Source organism: Microbacterium hibisci (genome assembly GCF_015278255.1).
Taxonomy (GTDB): Bacteria; Actinomycetota; Actinomycetes; order Actinomycetales; family Microbacteriaceae; genus Microbacterium; species Microbacterium hibisci.
The window spans coordinates 24710-43644 of sequence record NZ_JADIJC010000007.1 but is presented as its reverse complement, the minus strand read 5'-3'; the positions used below and the strand labels follow the sequence as shown (position 1 = coordinate 43644).

17 protein-coding genes and 2 pseudogenes are annotated in these 18935 nt (G+C 72.6%); 4 read left to right on the top strand and 15 right to left on the bottom strand.

Going from position 1 to position 18935, the window contains the following annotated elements; genetic code table 11:
- Positions 1 to 24: 24 nt before the first annotated feature.
- Genes IM770_RS13585 through IM770_RS13575 form a run of 3 tightly spaced genes read right to left on the bottom strand, consistent with a single transcriptional unit; the run spans position 25 to position 3058 of the window.
- Positions 25 to 1131, bottom strand: a complete 1107-nt coding sequence (locus IM770_RS13585; RefSeq protein WP_203581694.1) for a Gfo/Idh/MocA family protein — start codon at positions 1129 to 1131, stop codon at positions 25 to 27.
- Positions 1128 to 1820: a ThuA domain-containing protein gene (locus tag IM770_RS13580; protein ID WP_203581693.1), complete on the bottom strand. Its 693-nt coding sequence runs from the start codon at positions 1818 to 1820 to the stop codon at positions 1128 to 1130. Before IM770_RS13580 ends, IM770_RS13585 begins: the two co-directional genes overlap by 4 nt.
- Positions 1817 to 3058, bottom strand: coding sequence for a Gfo/Idh/MocA family protein (locus tag IM770_RS13575; RefSeq protein ID WP_203581692.1), 1242 nt, complete (start codon positions 3056 to 3058; stop codon positions 1817 to 1819). The genes IM770_RS13580 and IM770_RS13575 overlap by 4 nt, the downstream gene beginning before the upstream one ends.
- 74 nt (positions 3059 to 3132) lie before the next feature.
- Between IM770_RS13575 and IM770_RS13570 the strand changes: the two genes are divergently transcribed.
- From IM770_RS13570 to IM770_RS13560, 3 genes and pseudogenes are all read left to right on the top strand, one after another.
- Complete coding sequence (locus IM770_RS13570; RefSeq protein ID WP_307785464.1) at positions 3133 to 4131, top strand: LacI family DNA-binding transcriptional regulator; 999 nt, start codon at positions 3133 to 3135, stop codon at positions 4129 to 4131.
- A 151-nt stretch (positions 4132 to 4282) separates the two neighbouring features.
- Complete coding sequence (locus tag IM770_RS13565; RefSeq protein ID WP_203581690.1) at positions 4283 to 5698, top strand: aspartate aminotransferase family protein; 1416 nt, start codon at positions 4283 to 4285, stop codon at positions 5696 to 5698.
- Positions 5699 to 5735: 37 nt separating this feature from the next.
- Positions 5736 to 6038, top strand: a pseudogene (locus IM770_RS13560) (DUF7882 family protein); the annotation flags it as partial.
- A gap of 133 nt (positions 6039 to 6171) precedes the next feature.
- Here IM770_RS13560 and IM770_RS13555 read toward each other — a convergent pair.
- Together IM770_RS13555 and IM770_RS13550 are read right to left on the bottom strand one after the other, a co-directional pair.
- Positions 6172 to 6498 (bottom strand): DUF7882 family protein, encoded by a 327-nt coding sequence (locus IM770_RS13555; protein ID WP_203581689.1) that lies wholly within the window; start codon positions 6496 to 6498, stop codon positions 6172 to 6174.
- Positions 6499 to 6518: 20 nt separating this feature from the next.
- The gene (locus IM770_RS13550; RefSeq protein WP_203581688.1) at positions 6519 to 7094 is read right to left on the bottom strand and encodes a TetR family transcriptional regulator; all 576 of its coding nucleotides are present in this window, start codon (positions 7092 to 7094) and stop codon (positions 6519 to 6521) included.
- Between the two features lie 127 nt (positions 7095 to 7221).
- On the opposite strand from IM770_RS13550, the gene IM770_RS13545 reads away from it, so the two are divergent.
- Positions 7222 to 8262 (top strand): SDR family NAD(P)-dependent oxidoreductase, encoded by a 1041-nt coding sequence (locus tag IM770_RS13545; protein WP_203581687.1) that lies wholly within the window; start codon positions 7222 to 7224, stop codon positions 8260 to 8262.
- 146 nt (positions 8263 to 8408) lie between these two features.
- Here IM770_RS13545 and IM770_RS13540 read toward each other — a convergent pair whose 3' ends face one another.
- The 10 genes and pseudogenes from IM770_RS13540 to IM770_RS13495 form a co-directional block, all read right to left on the bottom strand.
- A complete protein-coding gene (locus tag IM770_RS13540) occupies positions 8409 to 9968 on the bottom strand; it encodes an SLC13 family permease (protein ID WP_203581686.1) in 1560 nt (519 codons plus the stop codon).
- Between the two features lie 46 nt (positions 9969 to 10014).
- Complete coding sequence (locus tag IM770_RS13535) at positions 10015 to 11175, bottom strand: cystathionine gamma-synthase (protein ID WP_203581685.1); 1161 nt, start codon at positions 11173 to 11175, stop codon at positions 10015 to 10017.
- Between the two features lie 41 nt (positions 11176 to 11216).
- Positions 11217 to 12233: pseudogene (locus IM770_RS13530) on the bottom strand (pyridoxal-phosphate dependent enzyme); the annotation flags it as partial.
- Between the two features lie 210 nt (positions 12234 to 12443).
- A complete protein-coding gene (gene msuE / locus IM770_RS13525; RefSeq protein ID WP_203581684.1) occupies positions 12444 to 13019 on the bottom strand; it encodes an FMN reductase in 576 nt (191 codons plus the stop codon).
- Positions 13016 to 13645 (bottom strand): alkylhydroperoxidase domain protein, encoded by a 630-nt coding sequence (locus IM770_RS13520; RefSeq protein ID WP_203581683.1) that lies wholly within the window; start codon positions 13643 to 13645, stop codon positions 13016 to 13018. The genes msuE and IM770_RS13520 overlap by 4 nt, the downstream gene beginning before the upstream one ends.
- Positions 13642 to 14250 carry a CMD domain protein gene (locus IM770_RS13515; protein ID WP_203581682.1) on the bottom strand — a complete coding sequence of 203 codons (609 nt, stop codon included), beginning with the start codon at positions 14248 to 14250 and terminating at the stop codon, positions 13642 to 13644. Before IM770_RS13515 ends, IM770_RS13520 begins: the two co-directional genes overlap by 4 nt.
- On the bottom strand, positions 14247 to 15329 hold the full coding sequence (locus IM770_RS13510; protein ID WP_203581681.1) for a putative FMN-dependent luciferase-like monooxygenase: 1083 nt from the start codon (positions 15327 to 15329) through the stop codon (positions 14247 to 14249). Before IM770_RS13510 ends, IM770_RS13515 begins: the two co-directional genes overlap by 4 nt.
- Positions 15326 to 16963, bottom strand: a complete 1638-nt coding sequence (locus IM770_RS13505) for a dipeptide ABC transporter ATP-binding protein (RefSeq protein WP_203581680.1) — start codon at positions 16961 to 16963, stop codon at positions 15326 to 15328. Before IM770_RS13505 ends, IM770_RS13510 begins: the two co-directional genes overlap by 4 nt.
- Positions 16960 to 17961: an ABC transporter permease gene (locus tag IM770_RS13500; protein WP_239066228.1), complete on the bottom strand. Its 1002-nt coding sequence runs from the start codon at positions 17959 to 17961 to the stop codon at positions 16960 to 16962. Before IM770_RS13500 ends, IM770_RS13505 begins: the two co-directional genes overlap by 4 nt.
- Positions 17958 to 18935, bottom strand: a complete 978-nt coding sequence (locus IM770_RS13495) for an ABC transporter permease (protein ID WP_203581679.1) — start codon at positions 18933 to 18935, stop codon at positions 17958 to 17960. The genes IM770_RS13500 and IM770_RS13495 overlap by 4 nt, the downstream gene beginning before the upstream one ends.

The following is an 18935-nucleotide window of genomic DNA, read 5'->3' as shown; positions in this document are numbered from 1 at the left end:
CAACGGCCGGGGGCCGGGCCGGCGTCAGCCGCGCCAGGCCTCCGCCGGCGTCAGCGGAACGAGAGACGGACGCTCGGCCGTCGTCGTCAGCTGCTCGCGGACGCCGGACGCCGCCGAGGCAGCCAGCGCCGTCATGATCTCGAGCACGTGCAGCGCGACCGCACCGCTCGCGCGCGACGGACCGCCGACGAAGTCGATCAGCCCGACGCCGCGGCCGGCGTCGGCGTAGCCGGCCGCCGGCTCGAGCGTCTGCCACTCCCCGCCGGCCGGGTGCAGCTGGACGTCGCCGTCGAAGCTGTTCGGGTCGGGCACGACGAGCGAGCCGTCGATGCCGTGCACCTCGATGGGCACGGCGGTCGAGCGCACGCCGTCGAAGCTCATCGTCACGGTCGACAGGGCACCGGAGGTGTGGTGCAGGATGCCGGTGACGTGGGTGTCGACGTCGACGCCGATGCTCTCCCCCGCCCGCGGGCCCGACCCGATGACGCGCTCGTCGCGCGACCGGGAGGCCGCTCCCGACACGGAGTCGACGGGCCCGAGCAGTTGCACGAGGGAGGTGACGTAGTACGGCCCCATGTCCAGCATCGGCCCGCCGCCCTCGCGGTAGTAGAAGTCGGGCTGCGGGTGCCACCTCTCGTGGCCTGCCGAGATCCACGTCGCCGACGCCGACACCGGGCGGCCGATGAGGCCTTCGTCGATGGCGGCGCGGGCGGTCTGCACCCCGGTGCCCAGCACCGTGTCGGGCGCAGACCCGACGCGGACGCCCGCGGCGGTGGCGGCATCCATCACGCGCACCGCATCCGCGAACGTCGCGGCGAGCGGCTTCTCGCCGAACACGTCCTTGCCGTGCGCGATCGCGGCCAGGGCCACCTCGGCGTGGGCGGCGGGGATCGTGAGGTTCAGCACCGCACCGATGGCCGGATCGGCCATCAGCTCGTCGGTCGTCAGCGCACGGCAGCCGGGCAGCTCCGCCGCGACCGCCTCAGCACGGGCGGTGTCGAGGTCGGCCACCGCCGCCACCCGCACGCTCGCCGCGCCGGCGAGGGTGTCGAGGTACTGGCGCGAGATGACGCCGAGCCCGACGATCCCGACGTCTGTCACCGTGCCGTCGGTCACCCTGCCCCCGCTCATCGCGCTGCCCACAGCAGGCCGCGCTCGATGATCGTGCGGACGTTGTCGTCCTGCAGCACGTCGAGACTGTGCCCCGGCGTGGCGACGAAGACGCGTCCCTGACCCCAGTCGCGCGTCCACACCGCGGGCGACACGATCGGGCGGTGCCACGGGTGGTACGGCTGCACGGGGTGCGTGGTGGTCGCGAGCACGTCGATGAGGTCGTCGTACAGCACCCAGTACTGCTCGGTGCGCAGTTCGAAGTCGTCGATGCCGGCGGTGATGTCGTGCGTGCGGCCGAGCTCGGTGATCTCGACCGTGTAGTCGAGGTAGTTGTCGGCCTGGTCGCCGTGCACCTCGTCGGGATGCTTCGACGGGTGCGTGGCGAACTGCCCGCCGACCAGCTGCAGGTAGTCCGAGCTCGCACGGAACGAGTCGGCGATGCCGCCGTGCCAGCCGGCGAGCCCGGTGCCCGCCGCGACGGCCGCCCGCAGCCCCTTCACGGCCTCGTGGGACGCCTGCGACATCGTGACCGACTGCAGCACGAGATCCGTCGCGGCCATGCGGTCGGCGTCTGCGTAGACCTGCGGGTCGTCCTCGATCGCGACGTCGAAGCCGCTCTCGCGCAGGAACGGGATGAACAGGTCGGTGGCCTCGATGGGATGGTGGCCGTCCCATCCGCCGCGGACGACGAGGGCGGTGCGGGTCATGCGGGGGTCCCTTCTTGCGTTTCGTCTCGCTCGTGCCTCGCTCGCTCAACGAGCGGATGAGCGACCGGCGTGAGGATGCTGTCGTGCGCGGCGCTCTGCTCGACCGCGGCGAGCACGCGCTGCACCTGCGTCGCGGCGGCGAAGGTCGGAGACACCGGGATCTCACCGGCGACGGCCCGCACGAAGTCGACCGCCTGGTGGGTGAACAGGTGCTCGTAGCCGAGCCCGTGCCCCGCCGGCCACCACGCTCCGGCATACGGATGCCGCGCCTCGGTGACCTGCACGCGCCGGAAGCCCTGCGCCGCATCGTCGGCGGCGTCGTACACCTCGAGCTCGTTCATGCGCTCGAAGTCGAACGCGATCGCGCCGCGGTCGCCGTTGATCTCGATGCGGTTGGCGTTGCGGCGCCCCGTCGCCATGCGGGTCGCCTCGAACACGCCGAGGGCCCCGCCGTCGAACTGCGCGGTGAATGCCGCGGCGTCGTCGACGGTGACGGGCAGTCGGTCGGACGTGTCGCCGGCGACGCCGCCGAGCCCCTCCACCGCCGAGCGGCGCGGCCGCGACGTGACGAAGGTGCGGACGGTGGCCGAGACCGCGGCGATGGCTTGACCGCTGAGCCACTGCGCCGTGTCGATGCTGTGCGCGCCGATGTCGCCGAGAGCCCCGGAGCCCGCCCGATCGCGGTCGAGCCGCCACGTGTGCGGAGCGTCGGCGTCGCTCAGCCAATCCTGCAGGTACTGCGCGCGCACGTGCCGGATCTCGCCGAGGCGACCCTCTGCGACGAGCTGGCGTGCGAGGGCGAGGGCCGGCGTGCGGCGGTAGCTGAAGCCGCACATCGCGACAGCGCCGGACCGAGCGGATGCCGCGGCCGCGGCATCCGTCATCTCCTGCGCTTCGGCGACCGTGTTCGCGAGCGGCTTCTCGCACAGCACGTGCTTGCCGGCCGCCAGCGCGGCGAGCGCGATGTCGGCGTGGGAGTCGCCCGGCGTGCAGATGTCGACCGCGTCGATGTCGTCGCGCTCGACGGCCTCGCGCCAGTCGACGGAGTGCTCCGGCCAGTCCCACCGGGCGGCGGCGTCGGCGGTCGCGTCGGGGCGGCGGCCGACGAGCAGCACGGGCTGCGGCGTGCGCGGCAGATCGAAGAATCGGGGAGCCGTGCGCCACGCCTGCGTGTGCATGCGGCCCATGAAGCCGGTGCCGATCAGCGCGATCCGCAGCGGCGATGTCGTCGTCGTCATCGGGTGCCCTTTCCAGCCACCGACGATGCCAGCGCCGCTGGCGCCGGTCGAGAAACTTGCGCAAAACTGGTCGGGTGCCTGCCCGCGTGACCCTTGCCGCCGTCGCCGCCGCCGCGGGAGTGAGCGTCGCCACGGCCTCCCGGGCCCTCTCCGGGCGCGGCGATCTCGCCCCCGCCACGCGGCGTCGCGTGCTCGCCGCGGCCCGGTCTCTCGGCTACGCGCGGGATCCGGCGGCCGGCGGCCGCCCGCCGGGGTCTGCCCGCCTCGTCGACCTCGTGCTCGGCTGGTACCACAACGCCTACTCCGACGAGGTGACTGCCGGCGCCCGCAGCGCCGCCGCCGAGGCGGGCTACGACCTCGTGCTCACCGAGGAGCGCGACGCCCCCGACGACGACTGGCCGATGCGCATCCGGCGACGGGGGTCGGCCGGGGTGGTGCTGGGGCTCATCTCGCCGACCGCGTCGCAGCTGACCGCCCTGACGGATGCCGCGATCCCCGTGGTGCTGATGGACCCGCAGTCCGAGAACTCCCGCGGCCTGGCCAGCGTCCGCACGACCGACCGCGACGGCGGGTTCGCCGCCGCGCTGCACCTGGCCGAGCGCGGCGCGACGCGGTTCGCGATCGTGCTGGGCTCGCCGCCCTACCGGTACGGGCGGGCGCGCAACGCGGGGTTCCGCGAGGCGCTGCGCCTGGCCCGGCCGGGTGCCGACCTCGTGGCACTGCAGGTCAGCTGGAACGCGGCGGCCGCGCGCGAGGCGGCGGTGCCGCTGCTCCGGGGCCTGCGCGCCGGCGAGCGGCTCGGCGTCTTCGCGTGCACCGACGAGATGGCGGCGGGGGTCTATGCCGCGGCCGCGGCGACCGGGCACCGCATCCCCGACGACGTGCTGGTCGTCGGCTTCGACGACCTCCGCGGGGCGCGCTGGCTCACGCCGCCGCTCACCACGGTCCGCCAGCCGATCCGCGAGATGGCCGCGGCTGCGGTCGCCGCGCTGGCCGACGCCGCCGCCGGCGCGGCGCTCCCGGCCTCACCGATCCTCCTGCCGACCCGGCTCATAGAGCGCGGCTCGACCTGACCCCACGCCCAGTCACACCGCGGAACGGATGCCGCGCAGCGAGGCATCCGGACGGTCCGGTGCCCGCGGCATCCCGAACCGGACGAACCGTCGCCTCCCGGCGCGCGAGCCGCGCGAGTAGCGTGGGAGCACGTCCGACGGAAGGCTCTCCATGACCACCACCGCGCAGTCCGTGACCCGACGCCCCGACCGCAGCGACGCCGAGCTGCAGCAGATGGCGAAGGACCACCTCTGGATGCACTTCGCCCGTCAGTCGGTCATGACCGAGGGCCCCGGGGTGCCGATCATCGTCAAGGGCGAGGGCCACCACATCTGGGACTCGCAGGGCAAGCAGTACATCGACGGGCTCGCCGGGCTGTTCGTGGTCGCCGCCGGGCACGGGCGTCGACGCCTGGCCGAGGTCGCCGCGAAGCAGGCCGAGCAGCTGGCCTTCTTCCCCATCTGGTCGTACGCGCACCCGGCCGCCATCGAGCTCGCCGATCGGCTCGCCGAGCACGCGCCCGGCGACCTCAACAAGGTGTTCTTCTCCACCGGCGGCGGCGAGGCCGTCGAGACGGCGTTCAAGCTCGCGAAGTACTACTGGAAGATCCAGGGCAAGCCCACCAAGCACAAGGTCATCTCGCGCGCCGTGGCGTACCACGGCACCCCGCAGGGTGCGCTCGCGATCACCGGCATCCCGGCCATGAAGTCGATGTTCGAACCGGTCACGCCGGGCGGCTTCCGCGTGCCGAACACCAACTTCTACCGCGCCGCCGACATGGGCGCGCCCGCCGACGACCTCGAGGCCTTCGGCGTCTGGGCGGCCGACCGCATCGAGGAGATGATCCTCTTCGAGGGCCCCGACACCGTCGCCGCCGTCTTCCTCGAGCCCGTGCAGAACTCGGGCGGCTGCTTCCCGCCCCCGCCCGGATACTTCCAGCGCGTCCGCCAGATCTGCGACAAGTACGACGTGCTCCTCGTCTCGGACGAGGTCATCTGCGCCTTCGGGCGCATCGGCCACATGTTCGCGTGCGACGCCTACGGGTACGTGCCCGACATGATCACGTGCGCCAAGGCGATGACGAGCGGCTACTCCCCGATCGGCGCCACCATCGTGAGCGACCGCATCTACGAGCCCTTCGCCCACGGCGACCGCGCGTTCTACCACGGCTACACCTTCGGCGGGCACCCGGTCTCGGCGGCGGTCGCCCTCGAGAACCTCGACATCTTCGACGAGGAGGGCCTCAACGAGCGGGTGCGCGAGTACTCGCCGGTGTTCCGCTCGACCCTCGAGAAGCTCACCGATCTGCCGATCGTCGGCGACGTGCGCGGCGACGGCTACTTCTTCGGCATCGAGCTCGTGAAGGACAAGGCGACCAAGGAGACCTTCGACGACGACGAGTCCGAGCGGCTGCTGCGCGGGTTCCTGTCGAAGGCCCTCTTCGACGCCGGCCTGTACTGCCGCGCCGACGATCGCGGCGACCCCGTCATCCAGCTCGCACCGCCTCTCACGATCGGCCCGAAGGAGTTCGACGAGATCGAGCAGATCCTGCGCGGCGTGCTCAGCGAGGCGTGGACGCGACTCTGAGCCCCGCGCCGGGCTCCACCGGGGTTATGGTTGCCCCGTGGGCACGATCTACTACGGCGGCAGCGCGATGCCCATCCACATCGAGGATCGGGCGCTCGCGCACCTGAAGGTCGTCATCGCGACGAAGCTGCGCCGCGGAGAGAGCTTCACCGTGTCGTGGAAGCATCCCGACGATCAGCCGCGCGGCCGGAGCACGATCTGGCTGCACCCCTCGATCGCGCTGCGGTTCGTCTTCGACGACCCCGAGCCGACCGAGCTGAGCCGCGGATGGATCGAGGACCTCGCCAACTCGGCGAGCTCGACCGGCGGCATCCTGCTCGTCGCCGAGCATTTCGACACCGGTCCGATCCCGGTCCCCGATGGCGCCCAGGGCACCATGGAGGGTCTGGACGTATCGCTCGGCAAGGTGGACGTAGAGACGCTCGACGTCGACCGCCTCACCGTCGGGGGCGAGGACGTCACGGCGCAGGACATCACGCCGTAGCGGACTCCTCCGGCTCGGCTTCCTCCTCGGGCTCGGGGACGATCGCGAGGCCGTTCGGACCGCTGGCGGCGCGCATCAGCTCCTCGACCCAGCTGCGGTTGATGCGCGGCTGACGGCTGCCGAAGAAGTGGAACTGCAGCGGAACCGCCGGATGGATCCAGAAGCTGCGCCGTCCGCTGCCGTCGCCGATCTCGACATCGAACATGAACGGCTCGGAGCGCCGCAGCTTGTTCATCATCACGATGCGAAGGTGCGCCAGCGCACGGTCGTCGATGTCGACCGCGTTGGCGTGCGTGTCGTAAATGAACCTGCCCATGGCAGGAGCATAACGCCGGGTCAGCGGGGAGCGAATGCCGCCGAGAAGAGCGCGCGTGCGCGCCGCGCCACCCCCGCACGCTGCGCCGGGTCGGCGCGCGCGAGCTCGGTCGCGAGCATGCCCGTGGCGAGCGTCACGTCCTCGGTCTCGACGTGCGATCCGACGCGGCCGGCCGCGCGATCTCGCGCGACGAGCCGGTCGACGAGCGCGTGGAAGCGCGCCCCCATCGCTGACACCCTCGCGTCCGAGAGGTCGGCGGTGATGAGCTCGATGAAGGCCGTCGAGACGACCGCCTGGTCGACGACGCGATCGAGCAGGTCGTCGATCGTGCGCTCGTCGTCGGCGGTGTAGTCCTCGAGGTCGCGCACGTTGTCTTCGAAGACGGCGACGGCCAGGGCGGTGCGGTCGGGGAAATGGCGATACAGGCTGCCTTGGCCGACGCCGGCGCGCTTGGCGACGGCACTGAACGGCGCACCGAGGCCGCCCTCGGCGTACACCTCTCGAGCCGCCGCGATCAGGGCGCGGCGGTTGTCGGCGGCGGCGGCGGGGCCTCGGTTCTGGCGGGGATTCGCACGGGGGGATGCGGTGCTGGGCACGGGTGTAGCATAGTACCGGACATAGTTGTCCGGTAGGAGCTGCCCGAAGCACCCCCGTTCCCGGACCCGTTGCCCATGCCGCCGTCATCAGGCGAGCACTGTCGCGCTGCACGAGAAAGGGAACCCCATGAGCACCGACACCGCTCCTCTCACCGGAGCATCCACCATCCAGACCTGGCTCGACGACGCGGCCGGCGGTGCCGCGCTGCGCGGACTGCTCGCGCAGGGCGGCCAGAGCGCGGACGCACTCGCCCCCATCGCCGCCCTGCCGATCAGCAACCTCGTCGCCATGAGCGGCGGCGCGTTCCCCCAGGCGGCGCTCGACGCGCTCGTCGCCCAGGTGAATCCGGACGGCGTGCCCACCGACACCGGTGCCGCCGCGGAGGGAGCCTCGACCCCGAAGTCGGAGTGGGCCGAGAAGATCACCGCGGGCCGCTTCACCGGCCAGACGGTCATCGTCACCGGCGCCGGCTCCGGCATCGGCCGCGCCACGGCGTCGCGCGTCGCGCGCGAAGGCGGCCGCGTCATCGCGGTCGACGTCAGCCAGGACCGCCTCGACGAGTTCGTCGCGGCGCACGACGGCGCCGACGTCGTCGCACTCACGGCCGACATCACCGACGACGACGGCGTGGCCCGCATCATCGAGGCGGCCGGCGATCGCATCGACGGCCTGGCGAACATCGCCGGCATCATGGACGACATGACGCCCGTCGGCGACGTCACCGACGACGTCTGGGACCGCGTGTTCCGCGTCAACGTGACCGGCACGATGAAGCTCATGCGCGCCGTCATCCCCGCCATGCTCGCGCAGGGCGGCGGTTCGATCGTCAACACCTCGTCCGAGGCATCCCTCCGCGGCTCGGCGGCCGGCGCCGCCTACACGGCCTCCAAGCACGCCGTCGTGGGCCTCACCAAGTCGAGCGCCTTCATGTACGGTCCGAGCGGCATCCGGGTGAACGCGGTGGCACCCGGGGCCGTGATCACCAACATCGAGGCGAAGTTCAACTCGCCGCTGGGCGCCGACCGCGTGCGCACCGGCATGGCCGTCATGGTCCCGCCGGTCACGCCCGACCGCCTGGCCGCGTCGATCACGTTCCTGCTGAGCGATGACGGCGTGAACGTCAACGGACAGAACCTCGCGAGCGACGGCGGCTGGTCCGCCGCCTGAGCCCCTCTGTCGGCTTCCGCGTCGCCCCGGTGGATCCGCTCCGCCGGGGCGACGCGCGTGCGCGCGGTGCGGCATCCGGCCCGCCCCTTCTCCCGCGCGACGTGCGCAGTCCGGGCACCGCCCGCAACCGATGCCCGGGATTCGGGTCAGAAGGGCCAGACGAGCGGCACGTAGAAGACGGCGACGACGACGAAGAACACCACCAGCGGCAGGCCGAGCTTCCAGTAGTCGCCGAACCGGTAGCCTCCCGGCTCCATGACCATGAGGTTCGCGGGCGTCGCGATCGGCGTCAGGAAGGCGGCCGCACCGGCCACGGTCAGCGCCATCATGAACGGCTGCACCGACAGATCGAGCGACTGGGCGACCGAGATCGCGATGGGCGCGACGATGAGCACCGTCGCGGTGTTGCTGATGAGCTGACCCAGCACAACCGTCAGCCCGCAGAGGGCGAGCAGGGCGGCGTGCGGCCCGGCGTCGCCGAGGAGCGACAGCATCCACCCCGCCACGAGGTCGGCGGTGCCTGTGGCGGTGAATGCGGTCGACAGCGGGATCATCCCGGCGATGAGCACGATGGTGGTCCACGAGATCGAGTGGTAGGCCTGAGTCACCGTGACCGTGCGGGTGAGCACGAGGGCGCACGCCGCCAGCAGGGCCGCCACAGCCGGCGGCACGAGACCGGTCGCTAGCAGCACCACCATCACGAGCAGGATGCCGATCGCGCGCTTCGCACCGCGCCCGAGCGGCACCGAGCGGCGCAGCTGCGCGGGGTCGTCCACCACGAGCACGGCCGGGTCGCTGGTGCGCCGCGAGAGGTCGTCCCAGGTGCCCTGCAGCAGCAGCGCGTCACCGGCCTGCACCACGAACTCGGTGCCCTTGAGGTGCTCGTCGCCGCGACGCGCCGCGAGCACGACGAGGTCGCCGTCGGGCGTCGTCATGCCCGCGCATACGCGCTTGCCGATGAGCGGCGACCGCGGCGCGACGACGACCTCGGTGACGCCCCTGTTCGGCCCGAGCAGGGTGCCGGTGTCGAGCGTGAGCGAGTACTGCTGCCGGAGCACCCTCGCGTGCCGCACGAGGTCGGTGGGCATGAGCGCGCCCTGGCGCTCGGGCACCAGCCGGCCGCCGACGAGCAGGATGACGATCGTCCCGAGCACGAGGGGCACGCCGACCAGCGCGAACTCGAAGTACCCGAACTCTCGTCCGCCGGCCGCGGCGGCGAACTCCGACACCAGGATGTTCACGGGCGTGCCGGTGAGGAGGAGCAGCGAGCCCGCGGATGCCGCGAACGCGAGCGGCATGAGCAGTTTCGACGGCGCGATGCCGGCGCGCGCGGCCACGACGACCACGAGCGGCAGCAGCGCCGCGACCGCGCCGTTGATGCTGATGAGCGCGGTCAGCCCCGCGACGAGGAGCGAGATCACGATGAGGAGCGTCGCGGGCTTGGTGCCCGCCCGCCCGATGACCATCTGTCCCGCCCACGCGGTCACCCCGGTCGCATCCAGCGCCTCGCTCATGACGAAGAGGCCCGCGATGAACAGCACCGTCGGATCGCCGAACCCGGCGAGCGCCTCGGGCAGCGTGAGCACGCCGGTGAAGAAGAGGGCGAGCGCGACGCCGATCGCGACGATCCCGATCGGCACGCGATTGCTCACGAAGGCGATCACCGCGAGCACCAGGATGACGAGCGTTGCCGTGACCGGTTCCACGGCCCCAGCGTAGCCACCGCCCTCCCCGGGCGGTTCAGGGGGCGCGTCAGAGCCCGGCGAGCGCCTCGTCGAGGTCGGCGATGAGGTCGGCGGCGGACTCGATGCCGACCGACAGGCGCACGACCTCCGGCGGGACGGCGAGCTCGGTGCCGCGCACCGACGCGTGGGTCATCGCGTCGGGGTAGTTCATGAGCGACTCGACGCCGCCGAGCGACTCGGCGAGCTGGAACAGCCGCGTGGACTCGGCGAAGCGACGGGCGGATGCCGCGTCCGCCAGTGCGACCGACACGATGCCGCCGAACCCGCTCATCTGCGTGGCCGCGAGCGCGTGACCGGGGTGCGACGCGAGCCCGGGGTAGTAGACGCGCGAGACGGCCGCGTGGCCGTCGAGGAACTCGGCGACCGCCTGGGCGTTCTCGCTGTGCCGCTGCATGCGCAGGGCGAGCGTCTTGATGCCCCGCGTGGTGAGCCACGCGTCGAGCGGGCCCGAGACCGCGCCGACGGCGAACTGCAGGAACTTCGCCTGCTCGTAGAGGGCGTCGTCGTTCAGCACGAGGGCGCCGCCGACGACGTCGGAGTGGCCGCCCAGGTACTTGGTGGTGGAGTGCACCACGACGTCGGCGCCGAGCGCGAGCGGCTGCTGCAGCGCGGGCGAGGCGAAGGTGTTGTCCACCACGACGAGGGCGCCGGCATCGTGGCCGAGCCGGGCGAGACCGGCGATGTCGGTGATGCGCAGCAGCGGGTTGCTGGGGGTCTCGACCCACACGATGCGCGCCGGCCGCTCCTCGAGCGCCGCGCGCACGGCGTCGAGGTCGCTCATGTCGACCACTCGCACGCCGATGCCCCATGCCCCCAGCACGCGCGCGATGAGACGGTAGGTGCCGCCGTAGACGTCGCTGCCGAGCAGCACCTCCTCGCCCGGGCTGAGCGCCGCACGCAGCAGTGCATCCTCGGCAGCGAGGCCGGAGGCGAACGACAGCGCGTGCGCGCCGCCCTCGAGCGCCGCGAGCTGCGTCTCGAGCGCGGTGCGCGTCGGGTTGCCGCTGCGACCGTACTCGTACCCTTCGCGCAGCCCGCCGATGCCGTCCTGCGCGTACGTCGTCGAGAAGTGCACCGGCGGGATGACCGCGCCGGTCGTGGGGTCGAACGCCTGCCCGGCGTGCACCGCCCGGGTCTCGAAGCCGCGGTCGCTCGTGGGCTCGGTCATGCGGGTGCTCCTTCGGTGGGGGTGACGGATGCCTCGCCCGCGGGGTGTGCGCCGGGTGCGTCGTGAGCCGTGGCCGCGGGCGCAGCGCCGGGTGCGGGGTCGGCGACGTCGAAGCCGTGGTCGCGCATCCAGCCGTCGTCGTAGAACCGGTTGAGGTAGCCGCGACCGTGGTCGGGCAGCAGCACCACGACGACGGCGTCGGCGGGCAGGTCGCGCGCGGTGCGCAGTGCGGCGACCACGGCCATGCCGCTCGAGCCGCCGACGAGCAGGCCTTCCTCGCGGGCGAGGCGCCGGGTCATCGCGAAGGTCTCGGCGTCGGGGATGCGGTGGATCTCGTCGGGGACGGTCGCGTCGTAGCTGTCGGGCCAGAAGTCCTCGCCCGCCCCCTCGACCAGGTAGCCGTGGATGGGGCCGCCGGAGTAGATCGAGCCTTCGGGGTCGGCCCCGACCACGCGCACCGCGCCGTTCGACACCTCGTGCAGATACCGCCCGGTGCCCGTGATAGTGCCGCCCGTGCCGATGCCGGCGACGAAGTGCGTCACCCGGCCCTCGGTGTCGCGCCAGATCTCCGGGCCGGTCGTCTCGTAGTGGCTGAGGGGCCCGTTCGGGTTGGCGAACTGGTTGGGCTTGTACGCCCCGGGGATCTCGCGGACGAGGCGGTCCGACACGCTGTAGTACGACCGCGGATCCTCCGGCGGAACGCTGGTGTCGGTCACGACGACCTCCGCGCCGTAGGCCCGCAGCACGTCAACCTTGGCGCCGGCGAACTTGTCGGGCACGACGAAGATCATGCGGTAGCCGCGCTGCACGGCGACCAGCGCGAGTCCCACGCCGGTGTTGCCGCTCGTCGGCTCGACGATCGTGCCGCCGGGCTTCAGGTGCCCGTCGCGTTCCGCCTGATCGATGATGCGGCGGGCGATGCGATCCTTCGCGGAGCTGCCGGGGTTGAAGTACTCGACCTTCGCGAGCACCGTCGCGGCGATGCCGTCGGTGACGCGGGTCAGCTGGACGAGGGGGGTGTTGCCGACGAGGTCGGCCACGCTCTGGGCGTAACGCACGTTGTGTCCTGGTGTGTCGCCGCGCGGGTGCGCGGAAGGCTGTCGGGGTCGCGGAGGTCTTCGTGAAGCGAGCGCTTCAACAGCAAGGGCGACAACACCGACAGGTCAACACGGGCACGAGTCTAGACGCTGGACGGGGACGACGTCGAGAGACGGATGCCGCGACCCCCGCGGGCGCGTCGCGCGCAGGCTGCGGCATCCGCTCTCCCGTCACCAGGTGGTGACGTACTCCGACGAGCTCACCGATCGCGCCTGCTCGACGATCGGGAGCGAGCGGCCCACCGTCTGCGTGATCCGCCGCTGCACGTCGGGCGACGTGAGCCGGTGGTCGACGAAGTCGGAGTCGGAGGCGTAGACCCCGAGAGGCAGCGTCAGCGCCTGGAAGAACCCGAAGAGCGGCCGCAGCTGGTGCTCGAGGATGAGCGCGTGCCGCTCGCCGCCGCCGGTGGCCGCGACGATCACGGGGGTGCCGACCAGGTCGTACTGCCCCACGAAGTCGAAGAGGTGCTTGAAGAGCCCCGTGAACGACGCGCGATAGACCGGTGAACCCACGACGAGCAGGTCGGCCGACTCGATGAGCTGCAGGGCCTCCTCCACCTCCGGCGAGACCTGATCCCGGCGCAGCGCGCCGGCGAAGCCGGGCCCGAGCGCAGCCACCTCGATCACGGTCGACTCGATGTCGACGTGCGATCCCACCTCGGCGACGATCGCGCGGACGAGGGCGGTCGTGCGACTCGGCTCGTGCAGCGAGCCCGAGACGCCGACGACTCTCAGCGCCCGGCTCATCGCCCGCCCTCCTCAGGCGGGGCGACCGGTCGCCCGATCGACAGCATCAGCCGGTTCGCCCAGTTGAAGAAGGCCGCACCGTGCACGACGTCCGCGATCTCGAGGTCGTCGAGGCCGGCGGCGCGGAGTCGCTCGACGTGGGATCCGTCGAAGGCGAGCGGCGTGGCGGTGAGCGCCGCCGCGGCGGCGACGATCGCGTCCCATCGCTCCCCGAGCTCCGCGCCGATGCCCTCGGCGAGCAGGCGGTCGACGAGATCGGGCTCCTTCGAGTAGTGGGCCGCGAAGCGCGCGTGGACCGACGCGCAGAAGACGCAGCCGTTCACCCGCGAGGCCGCGGTCGCGGCGAGCTCGCGCTCCGCCCGCGGAAGACCCTCGGCGGTGTTGTAGAAGATGTCCTTATCGACGAGCGTGCGGGCCCGGAGGATCTCAGGGTCGCGCGCGAGCAGCCGGAAGTAGTCGCTCGAGGCCCGTTGGCGATCGACGAGGCCGTCGTAGTGGCGCTCGGTGAGCTCGTCGACGGGCAGCGGTTCGAGCCACGGCAGCCAGCCCACCTCGGCGCGCGTGAACACCCGCGGGTGAGCCTCGTCGTGGGTCAGAACCGTGGGTTCGGTCGCGGTGCCGGTCATGCGGAGACCTCCTGGGTGGCGGCGATCGCGCGCAGCCCGGTGGCGACGCGCTGCTGGAAGGCGAGGAACGACACGAGCTGCGACAGCGTGACGATGCCGTCCGGGCTCCAGCCGGCCTCGAGCAGCCGCGCCTGGTCGGCACCGTCCGCCTCGCGCGGCCGGAAGGTGAGCAGGTGCGCGTGCGCGAGGGCCGCGGTGAGCCGCGCGCCGAGCGCCTCGCGGGCACAGGTGCCGGGCTCGAAACGGCGGCCGTCTGTGCTCTCTGCCCGCAGTCCCTCCTCGCGGTACGCGCCGAACGGGCCGGCGGTCGCCGTCGCGGATGCCTCGGCCAGGACGATCGCCGCGCGTTCGGCGTCGGCGGCGTGCGCGGCATCCGCGTAGAACCGTGCGGTGGCGTCGTCGGCGGTCGAACGGGTCGCGAAGGCGGCGACGAGCAGGCGCTCGGTCAGCGGGAACGCCGTGTCGTCGACGGGGGCGAAGAGGGCGTCGTAGCTGGCCTGCAGCTGCTCACGCGTGACGGGGCGGCGGCGGCGCAGCGCGTCGAGCGCGTCGCCGGCTCGCACGCCGACGAGCTCGTCGACGACGTCGATGGTCGCGGTGGTCATGGGGTCTCCTTTCCGAGACGGCCGAGTGGTTCGAGGGGGCGTTCGCGCGCGCCCCAGCCGAGCGCCGGGGCCACCTCGGTGGCGAACAGCTCGATGGACCGCAGCACGAAGTCGTGCGGCGCATCCACCGAATGGACCTGGAAGGCGATCTCGGTGGCGCGCGACAGCGTCGTGTCGGCCGCCAGCGACGCCGCCACCTCTTCGGGGGTGCCGAGGTGGGTGTCGGTCGCGGCGATGAGGTCGTCCAGCGTGTCGTCGGGGATATGCTGCCCCGCGCGGCGGAGGCCCTCGGCGCCGCGACGCAGCCCCACCTCGGCGAACCGCAGCGCATCGGCCCGGTCGTCGGCGACGAAGACGGTGCGGGATGCCGTCACCCGCGGCGCGGCGCCCGCAGGGAGCGCGTCGAGGTAGCGGTCGATGATCGGATGCTGCAGCTCCGCGAGCGTCGCTCCGGGGGCGTCCGCCGGGCGCGGCTGGGTGCGCGACAGCAGCAGGCCGTGACCCGGCACGCCCGCCCGGGTGCCGCCCGCCGGCGAGAAGGTCGCCTGCCAGACCCGGTCGCGCAGCGGCGCTCCCGGCGCCGTCGAGGCATCGGGGTACAGCGTGTTGCCCCCGCCGATCTCGCGCCCGGACAGCGCGTCGATCAGGACCTCGAGCTTCTGGTCGTAGACGGCTGCCTTCGCCGAGACGTCCTGGCCGAACGGGACGAACGACGACGGGGTTCCGCCGCTGCCGAGGCCGAGGTCGATCCGGCCGCCCGAGAGCAGATCGGCGACCACGGCGTCTTCGGCCACGCGCACGGGATCCTCCAGCGGCAGCGTGATGACGCCGGTGCCCAGCCGGATCTCGGTCGTCGCGGCCGCGACGTGCGCGAGGAACACGAACGGCGCCGGGAGTCCGCCCTCCGCCCCGCGGAAGTGGTGCTGCGCGACCCACGCTCGGCCGATGCCGAATCGTTCGGCGTGCCGGATCTGGTCGGTGGCGTGCCGATACCGCTCCGCGGCGGGCGCTTCATCGGTCCGACCGGACGGGGCGGCATCCAGCAGGCGGGTGAAGAAGGCGAGAGACGGCACGGTCATGCCGTGACCTCCGATCGTCCGGGCACGGCTGCCAGCAGCTCGCGCGTGTAGTCATGGCCGGGAGACGTGAAGATGTCCTCGGTGCTGCCGGCCTCGACGACGCGGCCGCGCCGCATCACCGAGACCGTGTGGCTGATGCGGCGCACCACCGCCAGGTCGTGCGAGATGAAGAGGTACGTGAGCCCGAGCTCCTGCTGGAGCGACTCCAGCAGCTCGAGGATGCGCGCCTGCACCGTGACGTCGAGCGCCGAGACCGCCTCGTCGAGCACCACGACGTCGGGGCGGATCGCGAGCGCGCGGGCGATCGCGACACGCTGCCGCTGACCGCCCGACAGCTCGCGCGGCGAGCGCTCGAGCACGTCGGCCGGCAGCGAGACGCGATCGATCAGCTCGGCGGCGCGCGTCCTCCGGTCGGCGCGCGCGCCCTCGCGGAAGTTGTGCAGCGGCTCGGCCACGATCTGCGCGACGCTCTGGCGCGGGTCGAGCGACGAGTACGGGTTCTGGTACACCAGCTGAACCCGGCGGCGGAGCTGACGGAGACCCTCGCCCTTCAACCCGGCGATGTCGGCGCCGTCGAGTTCGATGCGTCCGGCGTCCGGCTGCAGGAAGCGCGTGACGAGCCGGGCGGTCGTGGTCTTTCCCGAACCCGACTCCCCCACGAGCGCGTGCGTCGTTCCGCGCCGCACCTGGAACGACACCTCGTCCACCGCGCGGAACGGCTCACGCCCTCGGCCGTGCACGGCGAACTCCTTGACGATGCCCTCCGCCTCGATGGCGTAGGGCTTCTCCGCGCCGGCGGCCGCGGCGTCCCGGAGGAAGAGCGGCGCGGCCGGGCGGCGGAAGTCGTACGTCGTGAGGGCCGGTGCGTCGGTCAGCAGCTGCCGCGTGTACGGATCGACCGGTGACGACAGGATGCCGGCGCTCGGGCCCTGCTCGACGACCCGGCCCTGGTTCAGCACGACGATCTGCTGCGCGCGGTCGGCCGCCACGCCGAGATCGTGCGTGACCAGGAGCACCGACGTGCCCTCTTCGCGCCGCAGGTCGTCGATGAGATCGAGGATGCGTCGCTGCACGGTGGCGTCGAGCGCGCTCGTCGGCTCATCCGCGATGATCAGCCGCGGTCGCAGCGCGATCGCGGTGGCGATGAGCACCCGCTGACGCATGCCGCCCGACAGCTCGTGCGGGTACTGCCGGGCGCGCAGCGCCGGGTCGTCGAGACCGACCCGGTCGAGCAGCTCGAGCACGCGCGCACGACGGGTCGCGGCATCCCGCACACCGTGCAGCCGCAGGACTTCGCCCACCTGCACGCCGATCGGGCGCACCGGATCGAGTGACGACACGGGATCCTGCGGGACGAGCCCGACCTGCGCGCCGCGCACCGCGCGCAGCCGCTTCTGGCTCCACCCCGTGATGTCGACGCCCCCGACCGCGATCGACCCGCCGTCGACGCGACCGCCGTCGGGGAGAAGGCCGATCAGGGCGTGCGCCGTCGTCGACTTGCCCGAACCCGACTCGCCCACGAGCGCGGCGACCTCGCCCTCGCCGACCGAGACGTCGACGCCGTGGACGACCTCACGGCGCCCGGCGCGCGTCTGGTACGACACGCGCAGGCCCTGCACCTCGAGCACACTCATCGCGCTCCTCCTCCGATCGACTGGCTGATGCGGTTGGCGCTCAGCACCACCACGAGCACGACGAGCCCCGGGAGCGTGGTCAGCCACCACGCGGTCGCGACGTAGTTGCGTCCCTCGGCGATGAGCAGCCCCCACTCGGGCGTGGGAGGCGGCGCCCCGTAGCCGAGGAACCCGAGCGTCGAGATGGCGAGGATCGCCGCGCCGAACTGCAGGGCGGCCAGGCCCACGACCGCCGTGAGCGAGTTGGGCAGCACGTGCCGACGCAGCACCGAGGCGAACGAGCCGCCGCTGCCGAACGCGGCCTCGACGTAGTCGGTGCGGCGCACCCGCACGACCTCCGAGCGCGACAGCCGCGCGAACGATGCGACGCTCACGACGCCGACGGCGATCGCCGCGTTCACCGTGCCGAATCCCAGCAGGATGATGACCGACAGCATGAGCAGCAGGCCGGGGATCGACAGCAGCACGTCGACGAGGCGCATCAGCACGTCGTCCACCCAGCCGCCGATCGACCCCGCCAGGACGCCGATCAGCGTGCCGGCCGCGAGCCCGACGGTGACGGCGATGAGCGCGCCCGACAGGGAATGGATGGCGCCGTAGACGACGCGGGCGAACAGGTCGCGCCCGATCGCATCGGTGCCGAACCAGTGCGCGGCGCTCGGCGGCAGCAGCTTCTCGGCCGGAACCCCGACGAGCGGGTCGTACGACGTGAACAGCCACGGTGCCACCGCCCACAGCACCGCCACGACGATGACCGCGATCGCGACGACGAGCGTCCACGAGGGGCGCCGCCCGCGGGCGAACAGCCGCGCCGCCGATGAGCGGCGCTCGGGGAGCCCGTCGGGGGCTCCGGCGTCGCGTGCGACCGGGTCGACGACGGTTCCGGATGCCTCGTCCCGCGCGATCGCGGCGGCCGCGGCATCCGGAACTCCCGCTCCCCAGGCCGGTCCCTGCCCGGTCGCGGTCGGTCGCTGGGCCTGTCGAAGGGGCGTGGTCATGCCGGGGCCTCCTGCAGTGCGGCGGCGGACGGGGTGCGGGCGGCGCGCTGCGGGCCGCGCAGCCGGGGATCGAGCACGGGGTAGAGCAGATCCACCACGAGGTTGACGACGACGAACGTCAGCGCCGCCAGCACGACGATGCCCTGGAGCACCGGGATGTCCTGGTTCGCGACGGCCTGCTCGGTCACGCGGCCGATGCCCGGGCGCCCGAACACCGTCTCGGTGACGACGGCGCCGCCGATGAGCTCGCCGAAGAGCACCCCGGCGATCGTCAGTGTGGGCAGCAGCGCGTTGCGCGCCACCGAGCGCCACAGCACCCACGACGGCGACGCGCCCTTCGCCCGCACCACCGTCACGAACGGCTGCAGCTGCACCTCGTCGATGCTGCGCACCAGGATCTGCGCCAGCGGCGCCGAGATCGGCACGGCGAGCGTGATGACCGGCAGGACCAGGCCCGCGACCGGGTCGGCCCCGACGATCGGCACCCAGCCGAGCCCGAACGAGAACACCTGGATGAGCAGGATGCCGAGCCAGAACACCGGGACCGCCACGAACACCCCGGGCAGGGCCTGCAGCGCCTGCCGCAGCCAGGCGAACGGGCTCAGCGTCGACAGGAACGCGATCGCGAAGGCGATGACCGCGGCGAGCGCGAACCCGAGGGTCGCGAGCGCCGCCGTCGGCGGGAGCGCCTCGCCGATGAGCTGGAGCACGCCGGTGCCGTACTGCGTGGAGTATCCGAAGTCGCCCTGCGCATAGCCGGTCAGAGTGACCCAGTACTGCTCCCACCACGGCGAGTCGGCGCCGTACGCGGTCCGGATCGATTCGATCTGCTCGGGGGTCAGCCCCAGTTCGGGGTTGTCGTACTTGATCAGGATCGCGTCGCCCGGCAGCAGCTGCAGCAGGATGAAGGTGGCCGTGAAGGCCGCGATCAGCACGATCGCGGCCTGCCCGGCGCGTCGGAACGCGTAGCTCAT

Coding starts and splice junctions, on each gene's coding strand:
- IM770_RS13585 (WP_203581694.1), bottom strand. CDS start 1,131: ATGAGCGGGGGCAGGGTGACCGACGGCACGGTGACAGACGTCGGGATC.
- IM770_RS13580 (WP_203581693.1), bottom strand. CDS start 1,820: ATGACCCGCACCGCCCTCGTCGTCCGCGGCGGATGGGACGGCCACCAT.
- IM770_RS13575 (WP_203581692.1), bottom strand. CDS start 3,058: ATGACGACGACGACATCGCCGCTGCGGATCGCGCTGATCGGCACCGGC.
- IM770_RS13565 (WP_203581690.1), top strand. CDS start 4,283: ATGACCACCACCGCGCAGTCCGTGACCCGACGCCCCGACCGCAGCGAC.
- IM770_RS13555 (WP_203581689.1), bottom strand. CDS start 6,498: ATGGGCAGGTTCATTTACGACACGCACGCCAACGCGGTCGACATCGAC.
- IM770_RS13545 (WP_203581687.1), top strand. CDS start 7,222: ATGAGCACCGACACCGCTCCTCTCACCGGAGCATCCACCATCCAGACC.
- IM770_RS13535 (WP_203581685.1), bottom strand. CDS start 11,175: ATGACCGAGCCCACGAGCGACCGCGGCTTCGAGACCCGGGCGGTGCAC.
- msuE (WP_203581684.1), bottom strand. CDS start 13,019: ATGAGCCGGGCGCTGAGAGTCGTCGGCGTCTCGGGCTCGCTGCACGAG.
- IM770_RS13520 (WP_203581683.1), bottom strand. CDS start 13,645: ATGACCGGCACCGCGACCGAACCCACGGTTCTGACCCACGACGAGGCT.
- IM770_RS13515 (WP_203581682.1), bottom strand. CDS start 14,250: ATGACCACCGCGACCATCGACGTCGTCGACGAGCTCGTCGGCGTGCGA.
- IM770_RS13510 (WP_203581681.1), bottom strand. CDS start 15,329: ATGACCGTGCCGTCTCTCGCCTTCTTCACCCGCCTGCTGGATGCCGCC.
- IM770_RS13505 (WP_203581680.1), bottom strand. CDS start 16,963: ATGAGTGTGCTCGAGGTGCAGGGCCTGCGCGTGTCGTACCAGACGCGC.
- IM770_RS13500 (WP_239066228.1), bottom strand. CDS start 17,961: ATGACCACGCCCCTTCGACAGGCCCAGCGACCGACCGCGACCGGGCAG.
- IM770_RS13495 (WP_203581679.1), bottom strand. CDS start 18,935: ATGAGCTACGCGTTCCGACGCGCCGGGCAGGCCGCGATCGTGCTGATC.